The sequence below is a fragment of the Psychrobacter sp. genome, assembly GCF_030457785.1.
Classification (GTDB): domain Bacteria; phylum Pseudomonadota; class Gammaproteobacteria; order Pseudomonadales; family Moraxellaceae; genus Psychrobacter.
Genome location: NZ_JAKDUI010000033.1, coordinates 1 through 15,821 on the forward strand (window position 1 = coordinate 1; position 15,821 = coordinate 15,821).

Genomic DNA, 15,821 nt, shown 5'->3' on the forward strand with positions numbered 1-15,821 from the left:
CGCATTCATCCCACTACCTTAGAGGTAGGGGATTTCTGCGGTAAAATGTTAAATAAAAACCCATATTGAACGACCGTTATGTTTATAAGGGGTATGCGCAATTATTCAAGGCGGCGTTACAAACAATACCAGTTGTAAGCCATTTATTTTATAATATTGAATAGTGTAAGCTGTGTTATAAAAGTCGCGCTAAAGATAATAAGGCAGCCAACAGAACTACCTCAATAGAAGTTTTTGAAGTATCTGCATAAAAAAAATCTGTATAAATGTCGCATTCACTTAAAAGGTACAAGCTGTGCAAAACAAAAAGATACCACTCCTCTTAATTGCAACCCTAGTGTGTGGTATGACAGCTTGCCAGCCCCCTTCTGCAGATACAGATAGCACTACTTCCACAGATAATACAGAATCATCAGATACAACGTCTTTAACAGAAGCCAAGACGCCGAGAGCGATGACCTCCGCAATAGTAGAGTTGTCTGAATACAGCCTCAGAGAAAAACTCATTTGTAGCAAGCTAGATGACGCCATAAGCGCCGTCGGCAATAAAAGCGAAATTAAAGATGTGACAACTGTACAGCACCAGATCAGTGCTTGCTTACCAGCCGCTGACAACAGCCAAATACTACAATGGCTGACGGATTATCAATCGATGTATGATCGTTTTTTGCAGACCACTAGCTCCACGGACAATGCCGCCTTTTATACCTTAATGCGCACTATTGAACGAGACGAAAGCATTACGGTTGCACAACTAAAACAAGTGAGCCCGCGTGTCCGATACTTGGTTGGTTTAATAAGAGGCAAAGCTGACATTAGTGTGCGCTATTTGGGCGGAGGAGATTACGAATTTCATCACAACCTGATAGCGATGGCTGAGCTATTTAGCCCATACCTGCCAGATGACCAAAGTGAGTTTATTGAGCGTATGGCGCACGACAACCAAGAGATATTTTGGTTTGACGCCGCGATTGCTTTTGCTTTCGAAGAGTTGGTCGAACGTACCCTGTTTTGGGAAGACTTTATGAAACGTCATCCACACAGTATCTTTTATGATGACGCCAGCGACTTGTTCGATACCTATCGTTATCTGCTGTTTTTTGGCTCAGACAACACCCAGTGGACAGATGAGGAGGTGCGCAGTTTTTATAACTCAAACAACGAACGCCTGATGCAAAGACTGAGCATACGCCCCAACAGTCAACTGGCTAAAGACGTGCAAACGTTTTTGGATTTTATGGAACAGCCCGATGCAGAGCGACATAAACAGTACCCTACCCCTGATACGGATGAACAAGGTCATAAAATAAACGAGTCGAATGCCGCTCATTATCAGTTAAGTAAAGCACTAGCCATACCTTCACCTTGGGCATCAGCGAGTGATGGAACCAGTCGTACAACGAGCGACAAAAACAAAGACTGTATGAGCGGTATCGTTTGTGTAGACAAAAACACCACCACTCAAACCTCTCAAGCCACTGCTCCCCAAACTACCGCCCAAAATATTAACCAGTAATGACGAACAAACTATGTCCTGAGTATCGTCTACAGCTTTACTTTATCTAAAATAAAATCAATGTCCTTGTCTCCGCGTCCTGACAGATTAACCAAGATACTCTCATCAGCTGACATGTCTTTCGCTGTTCTGATCGCATAGGCAATCGCATGGGCTGTTTCTAATGCTGGGATAATGCCTTCTAGTCGTGACAATGCCATAAATGCCTCTAAGCATTCCGCATCCGTGGCCGACTCATAGGTCGCTAATTTCATATCTCTCAATAGCGAATGCTGCGGTCCAACACCAGGATAGTCAAGACCTGAGGCAATAGAGTGTACAGGTGCAGGTTCACCGTTCTCATCAAGCAACACATAGCACTTAAAGCCATGGATTTCGCCTTTGGTGCCCAAGCTCATCGTCGCTGCATGATTGGGCGTATCCAGACCTTCACCAGCAGGCTCGACGCCCACTTTTTCCACACTTGCATCATCGAAAAAGCCACTAAAAAGACCGATAGCGTTAGAGCCACCACCCACACAAGCGACTACTTTGTTTGGCAGTTTGCCAGTTGTGGCTAGGAACTGTGCGCGAGCTTCGTGACCAACGACCGATTGAAAGTAGCTCACTATCTCAGGATAAGGCGCAGGACCCAATGCTGAACCAATGGCAAACATACTGGTATCTAGCTCGTTTAAGTATGTCTCAAAAGCACTATCGACTGCTTCCTTGAGCGTGCCCGCGCCGCGTGAGACAGGAACGATATTGGCACCTAATATTTTCATGCGACTGACATTCGGGTGTTCTTTTTCGATATCGACCACCCCCATGTGAATCTCGCATTCCAACCCCATCAATGCTGCCGCTGTGGCTAGTGCTACGCCATGCTGCCCGGCACCTGTCTCGGCGATGACTTTGGTTTTACCCAATTTTTTGGCGAGTAATACCTCACCCAAGCAGTGATTAATTTTGTGTGCACCAGTATGATTTAGGTCTTCACGTTTGAAATATATCTGCGCGCCGCCGCAATGCTCGCTCAATCGTCTGGCGTGAAATACTGGGCTGGGTCTACCGACATAGGTTTCACGCAAGCGCTTCATCTCAGAGATGAAGTCATCATCTTTGATGATTTCACGAAAGCCTGACTCGATTTCTGCCATGGCCTTGGCAAGCTCAGGATGACCAATCTTGCCACCGAATTCACCGTATAAGCCTTCGTCATTGGGCAGGATTGATTGATGTAGACCGTAGCCAGTTGCTGTATCTGCTGTTGTCATTTTTTCGCCTTATTAGGTTTGATTGCTTATCTATGAGTTTTTTGGCTGTGGATTTCTTAGTTATTGCGCAAATCAATGTATTTACGTTCTAGTACGTTGAAATAAATTCTAAGCCAACTTTGCAAGATGGTCAAGTGACACCATGCACTTAATTGAACTCATGAGGATTCTGTTAAAGAGTATTTCTCATGAACTAAAAAGTGTGTGTCTGTGCTTACTTTGTTGCCCTAACGACTGGTCTCAAACGCTAAAAAACGCCCTCAGCCATATCATAAACTTTCATCAGCTCTTCACTCTGTGACTTAAATTCCATGAGTCGTAATCAACATCACAGTGGTTAACTTGAATACCTTGCTGCTGCCAGCTTTCAATCAGAGCCGTATAGTCACCTTGACGGACTGTATCTGTTCTCGATATATTCTCATAAACATTCTTACCTAAATATACCTCTTTTATCGAGTGTTTCGGAATGGAAAAACACCACAGCGGTCTGCCTTGCATTCTGATTATATTGAAATCGCCAAATTCTCCTTCACTGTTATGATAGCTGGCTTTCAAACTGCCAACTTCTTTCACGACTCTGACTTCTTCTTCATAAGCCCATTCTAATGACTTATACAGAAAAGCCCTTTTTGCGAGGTTAAAGAGATTTGTATCAAAAACAATATCCTCGCCAATTGCCATGAGGTTATCTTCACATATATCTAAGTCGTTCAGTGATTTGGTTTTTGTATATATGATTTCGCCCGACTGATATGGTATAAAGTTATCGCTGAACGAGCCAAATCCAGCTGCATCAACATCAATTCCAATCACCACGCCTCGATGAGAATCACCATAATGAGACCACATTAGTGCATTTAATGGCTGTCTGGTCAAAGACAATACAGCGTACTTATCAGAAAACCTCTTTTTATAGCCATGAGGGTTCTTAATAGAACCTGATTCTTTCTTAAAACCAAACGACGTACATTCAAAAGGGTCGTTAAAATCATCAAGATGCGTAAATCCAATAGATGAGGTTTCAATGACTTTCTTCGCACCCAACAACGACATATATTTGTATAAAATCATGTGATCTGCCTATATAGCAATAATAGAATGATGTAATCAGCTTAATGCTTTATATTAACTGAATATTGCGTATAACTCATTTTTTACAATTATGCGATAAACCATACATTCACTAAACTGCCGTACGCTCATTTCAAGTAAACCCCACCGCTCACCTATTGAATTAACCCTTTGCATCAGCAACAATGACAGTAACCACGAATAATACCTAACCGATAAAACCATTCAAAAAAAGGATAAAAAATGAAACTGCGCATTCTAAAGTCTGCCGTGACCAACCCTTGGTTCAACCTCGCCACCGAAGACTGGATATTTAATACCCTTGACCCAGACTCGCACACGCTATTTTTGTGGCGTAACTCTGAAACCGTGGTTATCGGACGTTCCCAAAACCCGTGGGTAGAATGCAAAATCGACAAGATGGAAGCAGACGATATATTTTTGGCACGGCGACAGAGTGGCGGCGGCGCAGTATTTCATGACTTGGGTAATACCAACTTTACTTTTTTATCACCCAAAGACGACTATGACCAAGAAGCCAACTTCACCATCATCATTAATGCCTTAAAAAAACTCGGCATAGACGCTGAGCTGTCTGGACGTAACGACATGCAAGTCGGTGACAAGAAAATCTCAGGCAGCGCATTCAAGCACGCGTCTGATCGCAGCTTTCACCATGGGACTTTACTGGTCAATGCCAACATGCAAAAACTGGGCGATTACCTCAATCCACACCCCTTAAAGCTCAAAGCCAAAGGCATCAAATCTGTCCGTGCTCGCGTGGCAAATTTGGTTGAGTTTAATGACAGCATCAATCACGACACGTTATCTGACGCGATTATCGAAGCGTTCTGTGAGTATCATGGGGACACAGCACCAGTAGAAGCGTTGGATGAAGCCAGTCTCGCCAAACAGCCCAGCCTCGATAAATATTATCAGCAAATGGCCGATTGGGATTGGCGCTTTGGTAAAACGCCGCAGTTCAGCCATCATATTGAGACGCGCTTTGATTGGGGCATCATTGATTTGCACCTCGATGTGACACAAGCGGTGATCACTGATGTGGTCATCTTTTCAGATGCGCTTAACGTCGAGCTGATCGACTTACTAAAAGCGACATTGACGGGTATGAAGTACAATCGCAATGAGGTGAAAACCAAGTTCGACGAGCTCGGCAAAGCACAACCTGATTTGGCCGCGCAGATTGATGATGTGTCTGAGTGGTTGCTCGGTGAAATGGAAGGTTAGACAATTAAATTGACGTTGACACAGCAAACTAGGAGCTTAGCTTATGGAACCAATCACTATTCTTTTCTATGTGCTAAGCTCTTTTTTGGTGCTGAATGAAAACACTGTGGCTGCTGATAAAACAACGGTAACCGTAGAGCCGCAAAGTCAGCAGATTAATATTGTTCAAGACAATTTATTTACGGTTATTCATAAAGACGAAAATGTAAGCGTGGTCGAAGCGCCTCAAGCTGTCATACTTTCTCAAGTTCAAAAAGATGCGTCATGGGCAAACGACATGAGCCGTTTTACTGATAAAGATATTACTTTTTCATCACAGGAAGGCAAGCTCGATTCGCACATCACATTGACTTATCAGAATGCAGAAGATTTGCGTGCATTTGGCGTTTGGTATAACGCTGAGAAAAATCAATTTTCTATCAATCACGTACCCGATGATAATTTGCAAACCGAAAATGGTCAGCAATTAGGTAATTATTGGGTTTTTGATGGTGATAGTACTTTTAGCTTTACGCTTGAGCCTTTTGCAGAACTGCCCGCTCATTATCAAAAAACGTACTATCAAGATGTAGATTATCGAGACTATAAAATATCAGTATCTGAACCGCCCATGCAAAAATAACAGCGCTCTCCTCTAGCAACACCAATACGTGCTAACACAAAAAACGGCAGGAAATATTTTCCCTACCGTTTTTTATTTCTCTATATCAAACCGAACTATTAAATCCCCGCTGCAACCTCTGCCCCATCACGAATCGCACGTTTGGCATCTAATTCAGCTGCTAGTTTTGCACCGCCAATTAAGTGGTATTGTGCGTCTGGCGCATCACCAACGTTTGGCATCAGCTCCACGACTGACTCTTGACCAGCACAGACAACGACGCTATCGACACGTAGCAACTGGCTTTGACCTTGACTGTTGGTGACCCAAATACCTTCGTTGGTGATTTTGTCGTACTGCACGCCAGCGACTTGGATGACGCCATGTGATTTGACGTGGGCACGATGCACCCAACCCGTGGTTTTATTCAGCCCGCTACCCAAGCGCCCTTTACTACGCTGCATTAAGTACACTTGACGCACTGGCTGGATGGCTTCACGCTTCACCAGACCACCATCGGTTTGGTAGTAACTATCATTGGTCACGCCCCACTCTTCGCGCCACTCGCTGATAGACTGCGGTGTCGTACGATAGCTTGGGTCTTTTAGCACCTCAGTACCGACTTCATCTAGCGGCTGCCCATGATTTGCCGTGAGGTATTCACTAACATCAAAGCCAATACCACCTGCACCGATGACTGCCACGCTTTCACCGACTGACTTTTCACCAGAGAGCAATTCAGCATAGCTGATTACCTGTGGTAGGTCAGCCCCTTCGAGTTTACCTGCTAGGCTTCTCGGCACCACGCCTGTCGCGACGATGACATGATGAAACTTGGCTTTTTCGAGCATGTCTTTGTCTACGCAAGTGTTGAGCTGAATCTCCACACCTAAATGCTCAAGCTCATTGATATAGTAGCGAATGGTTTCGAAAAACTCTTCTTTGCCTGGGATGACTTTGGCATAGTTGAATTGCCCACCCAAGATGTCTTTTGCTTCAAACAATGTGACATCGTGACCACGCAGCGCTGCCACATGCGCCGCTGACATTCCCGCGACGCCACCACCAATGACTGCAACTTTTTTAGGTTTTTTGGCTTTTTTATAGACCAGTTCAGTCTCGTAACAAGCCTGAGGATTGACCAAGCACGTCGAGCGCTTGTTTTCAAATGTGTGATCGAGACAAGCTTGGTTACAGGCAATACAAGTATTGATGCGGTCTGCCTGACCATTTTTGGCTTTACTCACCCACTGCGCATCCGCTAAAAACGGACGTGCCATTTGAATCATATCAGCCTGACCACTGGCGACGATGTCTTCGGCAGTGTCTGGCATGTTGATACGGTTGGCTGCCATCATTGGGATGTTGATGTGCTTTTTAATCTCAGCGGTGAAGTCGACAAAAGCAGCACGTGGCACACTCGTCACAATCGTTGGTACGCGCGCTTCATGCCAGCCGATGCCCGTATTCATAATGGTCACGCCTGCTTCTTCTAGTGCCTTGGCGACGGTGATGACCTCATCCATGACGTTGCCGTCTTTGACCAAATCGATCACGGACAAGCGGAATAAGATGATAAAATCTTCTCCAGTCGCTTCGCGGACGGCTTTCACTACATCGACAGCGAACTTCATACGACCATGAATATCACCACCATAACTGTCGTTACGCTGATTGACATGACTCGATAAAAACTGATTGAGCAAATATCCTTCAGAGCCCATAATCTCGACACCATCGTAGCCAGCTTGCTTCGCCAGACGTGCAGAGCGTGCATAGTCTTCAACCGTTTGCTCGATGTTTTTGATGCTCATCTTGCGCGGTTTAAATGGGGATATGGGCGATTTGATTGGGCTCGCTGATACTGCAAAAGGATGATAACCATAACGACCACTGTGCAGTATTTGCATGATGATCTTACTATCATGTTTATGCACAGCACGGGTCACCCGTTGATGATTGATGACGTCTGCTTTTGTGTTCATGGTGCCGCCAGCAGGCAATAACCAGCCTTCACGATTGGGTGAAATACCACCCGTGATCATCATCGCCACGCCACCTTTGGCACGCTCTTCGAAGTACGCCGCCAGTTTGCCATAGTTATAAAACCGGTCCTCGAGCCCTGTATGCATTGAGCCCATTACCAGACGGTTTTTCAGCGTGGTGAAACCCAAATCAAGTGGCTCAAATAAATACGGATAGTGCTCATTGGTGCTGGCTGTTTCAATCGGCGTAGCTGTATGGCTGGCTGACATATCATTTTCCTTATGAATGGCTTGCGATGTTTAACGTTACCGATATCCTACCACACCGCTATTATCATCAGCCATGCAGACAAACGACTGATGAGTGGACATTATATTGGTTACAAACCCAAATGATGCTATAGAAGTTCAAAATCAGTACAGGCAAAGTAAAGAATTTTGAGCTGCGACTAGCGGCAAAATCATTGGCTTAGAAAACACCCAAAGTGACAAGAAGCCTTTATTAAACCTCTAAGCTAAAGTCCTGAGCTGAAGCTTTGAACTAAAACAATGCTAGGGCGTGCCTCAGTATCCGTTAAGCCACATCCCCCATAAAAAAAAGCCAGCCTAATGTGGTTAGACTGACTTTTTTAACACTATATGTTTTTAATACTAATTTTCAATACCAATGTTCAAGACTATAAGTAGGGCTTGTCCTAACCGAGTTTTGGCTCAAGCCATTGATAGATCAACATACCAATTACCATGGCTGGGATAAAGACATACGCTTGCCATTGCCCAGTACCGAGCAATACGATGCCTGGCCCTGGGCAAATACCGACTAGCCCCCACCCGATACCAAATAACATCGCACCGATGAGCAGTTTTTTATTAATCACGGTTTTACTTGGCAGCTCTATTAATGTGCCAATCCAACTATTCTTTTGGCGCTTGGCCAATTGCACACCAACGACTGCAACCATCAACCCTCCACCCATGACTAAAGCAAGGGAAATATCCCATGCGCCGAAAACATCCAAAAACCCTTGTACTTTCACCGGGTCGGTCATGCCGGATATCAAAAGCCCAAAACCAAATAGTAAACCCGCCAGCAATCCAATTACATTTTTTAGCATGTTCGCCTCTCGCTATCATTTCTTATTCATACGACTAAATACGGTCTTTTTTTAAATCAAGCCCACGACATGCCGACCAATATAAACGGTCACCATACCAAAGAACATAAACGTGACCGTCGCCGCCATCGAGCGTGGAGACAAACGAGCATTACCACAGATGCCATGACCACTGGTACAGCCTGAACCCAGACGTGTACCAAAACCGACTAGCATCCCTGCCGCAACGAGCAGCGGTAAAGAGCCACTGACTGCTATCTCAGGCAGGGGTCTCACCAGACCATATAATACTGGCGAGACGACTAGGCCAACGATAAATAAGACCTGCCACATTTCCGCACGCTTGGGCTTTAACAAGCTAGAGAAAATACCACTAATGCCGGCAATACGACCAATACCAAGCAGCAGTATGACCGTCGCCATACCTAATATTATGCCACCCACCAAGGATATTGGCGTAAATGCCTGCCAGTCTATCTGTATACTCATAACGCAAACCTAGATCGATATTTATTTCATACAAATACATTATATTATAAAACATAATAAAATGCTAAAAAAATACTGAACCAAGCGTATTAACTTGGTTCAGTATCTAGGACGTATTGAGCACACCCTAATATTATCTAAAAAACCGACCTGTTATTTGGTGTTATTTGCCAACACTTCATCAAGCGTTGACTCAAAACGTGCCACCGCCCCATCAACATCAGTTAGCTTATCTAAACCAAACAGACCTAAGCGGAACGTTTTAAAGTTCTCGGGCTCACCTACTTTTAGTGGCACACCAGAAGCGATCTGCATACCCGCGGCTGCAAAGGCGCTGCCTTTATGCATGTCATCACGATCAGTATAGACAACGACAACACCTGGCGCTTCAAAACCTTTAGCAGCAACACTCTCGATGCCTTTGTCTGCAAATACCTGACGAATACGATTGCCCAACTCCCACTGAGCATCACAGAGTGTTTCAAAACCAACTTCTTTAGCTTCTAAAATAGTGTCACGGAACTGACGCAAGCTATCGGTTGGCATGGTCGCATGATATGCATGACCGCCATTTTCAAAAGCACGCATGATGTTCAACCACTGCTTCAAGTCTAAGCTAAAGCTATCAGATTCTGTGCTGTCTACTTTCTTGACGGCAGCTTCGCTTAGCATCACCAAACCTGCACAAGGTGTGCTGCTCCAACCTTTTTGCGGTGCGCTAACAATGACATCGACACCCAAGTCTTTCATGTCCAACCAAACACAGCCTGACGCGATACAATCAATCACCAACAAACCTCCAACGCTATGTACGGCTTCGGCGAGGGCTTTGATATAGTCCTCTGATAAAATAATACCTGAAGACGTCTCAACATGTGGTGCAAAGACCATTGCTGGTTTTGTTTCTTTAATTTTTGCAACAGCTTCATCGATATCGACAGGTGCGAATGGCTTTGGTGCATCGCTCTCTTCACGATGAGCCGTCAATACCGTAGAAGACTTGGCTATTTTGCCTTTTTCTAAAATCTGCGTCCAACGATAGCTAAACCAACCATTGCGAATAATCAAGCAGTCTTCATCATTGGCCAACTGGCGCGCCACTGCTTCCATAGCAGAGGTGCCAGAACCAGGAACGATGGCAACTGCATCCGCGTTATAAACCGACTTTAGGTCACTAGACAAGTCGTTCATCACTTGCTGAAAAACCTTTGACATATGATTTAGTGCGCGGTCAGTATAGACCACTGAATATTCTAACAAGCCGTTTGGATCAATATCTTGACGTAATGCAGTCATAGGACGCTCCTAGTTTATAGTTAATTGATATATTAATTTTAAGCAGGCGGTATTGAGCATACACAAACGGGCACTGCCAGTGCCATGATTGGATGTTTAACACGCCCTAATAGTTACAGCAAAAGTAGACCTTAGCATTTAGACACTGTTTTAACTAGCCTTAACCGGCTTATTAAGCAAGATATTCAAGTATTTTGAACGACAAATATCGTATTCTGCCAGCAGTATCGCAGGTCGTCATAAATCGCGTGTAATACTGGCTTTGCAATACTGGCTGTGTCATCAATGAACACATTCAATCATTTAGTGGTCTTAAAATGATGACACGCCCTAGCGTTTACGGTGGGCGTCGTGCAGGCCGCTTACCACAAAATCTAACAACTCACTGTCTCCTTCGCGGGCGGCTTTACGCATGAGCTTTGACGGCGCATGTGTTAGCGTTTGTGTTAAACGGCGTGACAACTCGGTGATAATGTCTTCAGGATTGACATTATCCTGCTGTAGTTTGGCAATAGACTCATGTAATAACTTGTCCACTTGGTCATGGGTACGCGCACGATACTGCTGAATATCTTTGCCTACTTGACGCACCTGAAAACGACGACCTATTTCTACGACCAATTGACTGACCAGCAGCTCAGCATCTACCGCGGCCTGCCTACGCTGTTCGATGTTACCAGCGATTACGTGCTGCAAGTCATCAACAGAATACAAATAAACATCATCGATACGACCGATGGTCGAGTCGATATCACGTGGCACGGCCAAGTCAATCATCAGCATCGGTTGATAGCGACGGCGCTTCAATGCCTGCATTGTCATCGTCCTATCGATGAGCACATCCATGCTACCACTACAGCTGCTGACAATGTCGGCCTCTGCCAATACTTGTGGTAAATCTTGTAGCGTTTTGACTTCGACACGTCGCTGAGGGCTTTGCAATTCAGCAGCCAAAGCTTCGGCACGCTCAGGGTTGCGATTACAGATGATGACTCGCCCGACCCCAAGCCCGGCAATATGGGTGGCTACCAGTCGGTTCATCTCACCTGCTGCGACCACCAATAAGGTTCGGCTATGTAAGTCATCAAATATTTGCGTGACCAACTTGGCTGCCGCAAAGCTCAGCGAGACAGCTTGAGCGCCAACTTGCGTCTCATTACGCACACGTTTAGCCGCCGCAAAAACTTGGTCAACTATCCAACCGAGCTGATTGCTCAAGGTCTTTTTTTCTTGTGCCAAATGCACTGAAAGCTTGATTTGACCGAGTATCTGCGGTTCGCCGAGTATCATGGAGTCAAGACCAGCAGCGACTCGAAGCCAATGGGTCAATGCATGAGTATCTCGGTGCACATATAGGTGCGGTTCTATCTCAGCCAACGACAGCTGCTTGAACTCAGCCAGCCACGCTTTGATCTTGATGACATGGGCACTGATCGTGGCAGTGGAAAGATTTGTGCTTGTCTGCGGTGTAGACTCGGCAACTTGCGAGGTAAGTGATGGTGCGGTTGGTAACGATGAAGCTGTATTTTCTGAAGATTGCGGCAATATCGCATAAATCTCAGTACGGTTACAGGTGGACACGATGACACTGCTATCAGTAAAGAACGCCAACTGCTCAAGTGCGACATTCACATCCTCACCCACCAGCGCCAGACGCTCTCGTAGAGCAACTGGTGCAGTATTGTGATTGACCCCGATGACCACTAATCTCATTATTGATAGACCATAAAAATGACGCCCACCTGCTAGCCGACCTATCTTATTATTTTTAAAAGACAGTTTTGGGCGACAGCGTTGAAAGGAATACCCTAAAAACCGCTCATTATATCATTATTGCTAACGTTAATTAACACTCACCCATCTATGAAAATTATTTGCTATTTTCTCGGCATATTGACGGAAAATCAACCACCTAAATACCCCCTATTCGACGACACATCCCTTTCTTGTACCAATAGGAAAAGTCGTCACAACAGCGGCCCACTATTTACCCTATTTTCATACAGTCATTATGCCCATACTGTACGTCACTACACCCTTACCATCAAACTAAAATTATCTTTAGCAAGACAATAGTTCAGCATTTGATTAGTCTTTTCCTTATAATGGCTGTCCTGATACCGAATCTTTGTTTTGAATAAGCAGGGTACTAAACCCCAGTTCGGGATAAGGGCTCAAAAAAAAGATAAAAAAAGAAGTCCGAAGTTGCTAAAGTAAGTTTACCAAGACCACTTAAGCAAAAAGGACTTCTTACATGGACAACCTAACCGAACTATACTGCCATATTGACGACTTTTATCAGCAATTCAAACCTGAGTTTGACGCTCATTTAATCGCAACGGGACACCAAAGGTTAAGAGCATGCCAGATAAGTGTAGCAGAGATTATGACCATCTTGGTACTGTTTCATCAATTACGTTATCGACAGTTTAAGGCGTTTTACTACCATCACATGCTTGGCATGATGAAACGGGCGTTTCCAAATCTGCCGAGCTACTCGCGATTTATAGAGCTTGTGCCGCGCAGTATCATGCCACTGTGCAGCTACTTGCAAAGCATGATGGGCGACTGTACGGGTATCAGCTATATTGATTCAACCAAGATAGCAGTTTGTCATAACAAGCGTATCTACCGTCATAAAGTCTTTAAGGGACTTGCAACCCGAGGCAAAAGCAGCATGGGCTGGTTCTATGGCTTTAAGCTGCACGCCATTATCAATCATAAGGGCGAGCTTGTATCTGTTAAAGTCACTGCGGGTAATACGGATGACAGAGTGCCTGTTAAGGATATGGCAACGCCTGTGTTTGGCAAGGTGTTTGGGGATAGAGGCTATATCAGTAAAGCCCTAAACGAGTGGCTCACAAAACACAATGATACCACGTTGATAACCAAACTTCGGCGTAATATGAAACCCCAATTACTTGAGCCTATGGATGAGGCACTACTCAATCATCGCTCTTTGGTTGAAACGGTGTTTGGAGAGCTTAAAAACTTGTGCCAAATCGAACACTCACGCCATCGTAGTGTCACGGGGTTTATCACAAACTTGCTGTCAGGTTTAATTGCTTATTGCTGGTTTCCCTATAAACCCACCATCAAAAATATGCCTCAGCAGGGACAGGTAGCAACATTGTAAATAGTATCAATGAGTTACAATGTGGCTTATCCCGAACTGGGGTTAACTTAATAAATAACAGCAGCCATCAATGCTCATAAACCAAAACTAGCGACCTAATACCGCTCTTGGATCGATTGGGTTACCATTTAACCGCACTTGAAACTCTAGCCCTACTTGATCGCTTTGGCCACTACTACCCATATTGGCAATGCGTTGACCACGTTGCACTGTTTCACCTTCTTCGACCAGCAACTCACTATTATGCGCATAGGCAGTAATGTATTCATCGTTGTGACGAATCATGAGCAAATTGCCATATTCTGGTAATCCGTCACCTGAGTAAAGCACCGTTCCAGACTGGCTAGCAAGCACTGGATCCCCTACGTTACCAGCAAACCAGATACCTTTGGTTCCAGTCGCCACATCAAAGTTGCGAGTCACCTGGTTGCTAGTTGGATACGCATAGCCTGAGGTTGCGTTAGCAGTCTCTTCATAACCGTTATTAGACGTGTTATTGACAGGAGGTGTGATTGGCTGAGGTGACGGGGCAGATGTGTTGTAGTTGTTATTGCTACTACTGTTATTAGCAGCCGTTGTTTGATCACCTTGCCACAGTTTCAACCATTGACCACTGTAGATCGTATACTTGCTATCTAGACCATTTAGCGCACCTACTTGACGATAGCTGATACGATAACGTGACGCAATTTGGCTGACAGTATCACCGCGCTGGACGAGGTGATAATTAGGAACACCTTGGGCGTTGGTGACGATTTTGGGTGCAGCTTGGCTCGCCGACTGATAGGTAGGTTTGGTCGCACAGCCTACCATTGTCAATGTTGCTGCCGTCATAGTGCCGATCAACGCCGCTTTTGCAAGGTGAGATCCCGTCATAAACTTTTTCATACAAGGTTCCTATTCTTAATATTACTCATCTTAGTATTACTCAGAAGTTCTGTTCTAACTCAGCAGCGATCTGTGCCGGTCAAATATTTTGAGTAATAAATTTTCTAAAACAACGCTGATTGCTGCTACTAATATAATGTTGTCCGTATGCTCTACAGTTCTATGCCTGATAGCTTCTCTAAAGCGTAGCTTGGCGTGTGATGTAGCCTTACAGGCGATAAGCTAATATAGTTTGCTGCCGTTGCTTGATCGTCCGTCATTGCTGTTGGCGATGCATGGTTTTCATCCTGGTACAAACCGCTTGCTTCCTCGCTTTTTGGTGACTGTGCTTCTGCTGTTTGCACATGATTTTTGCGTTTGCGCAAAGACAACCAATAAGCATCTCGCCCACGTGGATCAACCATATGACGTACTGGCCGATCTATCTGCTTATGCCCCAACGAAGTAATTTTTCGCCCTTTGATATCATCGCTACAAATCACATCAGGAATATTAACGTTTAATACATGATAGGGCAAACTTTTACAGGTTTCTAAAATACTGGTTTCGACCAATAACTTCACGATTTCATCTGCCGCTACTTTATAACGACTGGCATCTTCTTGCCCACCGTTTTTTACGCCACCACCAACCAAAGAAGTCGAAACGGCTGGCAATCCAAATATCTGCGCCGTCAATGCGGCACCAAAAGTACCGGAGAACATCACATCCTGTCCCATATTGGCACCTGAGTTGATACCGGTTATGACGCAATCAAAGCGCGTATTAGGATATAACTCATGCAACGCCAAATAAATACAGTCAGCAGGCGAGCCATTGACTGCTATAAAGCCTGATGGTAAACGGTGGGCATACAGAGGCTTGGACACACTCAGCGCACTCGAACAACCACTCTGCTCGTCATTTGGCGCGACCACTACCACGTCCCCGACAGTCGACAAGGCTTGATACAGCGCCAACAATCCTGGAGCATGCACACCATCATCATTACTCACTAAAAACTTCATTTTTCTCATCTTTTTTATATCCGACCGCCTATCCGCTTATGAGTATGCTCGTCACAATTTTGCTGTACTCAAGCCTTTATTATATGGTTACAGGACAACATCACGCGTTGGTAACATGGACTATAACAACCTGATACGAACCATATTGATTTTTGAATAATACAGGCTATAGATGATATAGATAATTGAAATATCAATCATTTAGGTTGT

General features: G+C 44.8%; 13 protein-coding genes. 4 read left to right on the top strand and 9 right to left on the bottom strand.

Annotated elements, in window-relative coordinates; genetic code table 11:
* Positions 1-295 precede the first annotated feature (295 nt).
* Positions 296-1,516: a hypothetical protein gene (locus L0J61_RS03075; RefSeq protein ID WP_301464850.1), complete on the top strand. Its 1,221-nt coding sequence runs from the start codon at positions 296-298 to the stop codon at positions 1,514-1,516.
* Positions 1,517-1,545: 29 nt separating this feature from the next.
* Here the strand turns inward: L0J61_RS03075 and trpB are convergent, their stop codons facing one another.
* Together trpB and L0J61_RS03085 are read right to left on the bottom strand one after the other, a co-directional pair.
* A complete protein-coding gene (trpB, locus tag L0J61_RS03080; protein ID WP_301464851.1) occupies positions 1,546-2,772 on the bottom strand; it encodes a tryptophan synthase subunit beta in 1,227 nt (408 codons plus the stop codon).
* A gap of 282 nt (positions 2,773-3,054) precedes the next feature.
* Positions 3,055-3,846: a DUF2971 domain-containing protein gene (locus tag L0J61_RS03085; RefSeq protein ID WP_301464852.1), complete on the bottom strand. Its 792-nt coding sequence runs from the start codon at positions 3,844-3,846 to the stop codon at positions 3,055-3,057.
* Positions 3,847-4,089: 243 nt separating this feature from the next.
* Between L0J61_RS03085 and L0J61_RS03090 the strand changes: the two genes are divergently transcribed.
* The gene (locus L0J61_RS03090) at positions 4,090-5,094 is read left to right on the top strand and encodes a lipoate--protein ligase (protein ID WP_301464853.1); all 1,005 of its coding nucleotides are present in this window, start codon (positions 4,090-4,092) and stop codon (positions 5,092-5,094) included.
* Between the two features lie 43 nt (positions 5,095-5,137).
* Positions 5,138-5,716 carry a hypothetical protein gene (locus L0J61_RS03095; protein WP_301464854.1) on the top strand — a complete coding sequence of 193 codons (579 nt, stop codon included), beginning with the start codon at positions 5,138-5,140 and terminating at the stop codon, positions 5,714-5,716.
* A 98-nt stretch (positions 5,717-5,814) separates the two neighbouring features.
* Here the strand turns inward: L0J61_RS03095 and L0J61_RS03100 are convergent, their stop codons facing one another.
* The 5 genes from L0J61_RS03100 to hemA all read right to left on the bottom strand — a co-directional run bounded on the left by L0J61_RS03100 (position 5,815) and on the right by hemA (position 12,293).
* Complete coding sequence (locus L0J61_RS03100; RefSeq protein WP_301464855.1) at positions 5,815-7,950, bottom strand: NADPH-dependent 2,4-dienoyl-CoA reductase; 2,136 nt, start codon at positions 7,948-7,950, stop codon at positions 5,815-5,817.
* 425 nt (positions 7,951-8,375) lie between these two features.
* Positions 8,376-8,795 (bottom strand): DUF6691 family protein, encoded by a 420-nt coding sequence (locus tag L0J61_RS03105; RefSeq protein ID WP_301464856.1) that lies wholly within the window; start codon positions 8,793-8,795, stop codon positions 8,376-8,378.
* 51 nt (positions 8,796-8,846) lie between these two features.
* Entirely contained in the window at positions 8,847-9,284 is a 438-nt protein-coding gene (locus L0J61_RS03110; RefSeq protein ID WP_301464857.1) for a YeeE/YedE family protein, read from the bottom strand.
* Positions 9,285-9,437: 153 nt separating this feature from the next.
* Positions 9,438-10,580, bottom strand: coding sequence for an aminotransferase class V-fold PLP-dependent enzyme (locus tag L0J61_RS03115; protein ID WP_301464858.1), 1,143 nt, complete (start codon positions 10,578-10,580; stop codon positions 9,438-9,440).
* Positions 10,581-10,910: 330 nt separating this feature from the next.
* Positions 10,911-12,293: a glutamyl-tRNA reductase gene (hemA, locus tag L0J61_RS03120; RefSeq protein WP_301464859.1), complete on the bottom strand. Its 1,383-nt coding sequence runs from the start codon at positions 12,291-12,293 to the stop codon at positions 10,911-10,913.
* A gap of 541 nt (positions 12,294-12,834) precedes the next feature.
* Between hemA and L0J61_RS03125 the strand changes: the two genes are divergently transcribed.
* Positions 12,835-13,716 (top strand): IS982 family transposase, encoded by an 882-nt coding sequence (locus L0J61_RS03125; protein WP_301464860.1) that lies wholly within the window; start codon positions 12,835-12,837, stop codon positions 13,714-13,716.
* Between the two features lie 87 nt (positions 13,717-13,803).
* On the opposite strand, the gene L0J61_RS03130 is transcribed toward L0J61_RS03125, so the two are convergent.
* Both L0J61_RS03130 and surE read right to left on the bottom strand, forming a co-directional pair.
* Positions 13,804-14,604, bottom strand: coding sequence for a M23 family metallopeptidase (locus tag L0J61_RS03130; protein WP_301464861.1), 801 nt, complete (start codon positions 14,602-14,604; stop codon positions 13,804-13,806).
* 152 nt (positions 14,605-14,756) lie between these two features.
* Positions 14,757-15,611 carry a 5'/3'-nucleotidase SurE gene (gene surE, locus L0J61_RS03135; RefSeq protein WP_301464862.1) on the bottom strand — a complete coding sequence of 285 codons (855 nt, stop codon included), beginning with the start codon at positions 15,609-15,611 and terminating at the stop codon, positions 14,757-14,759.
* Positions 15,612-15,821 lie beyond the last annotated feature (210 nt).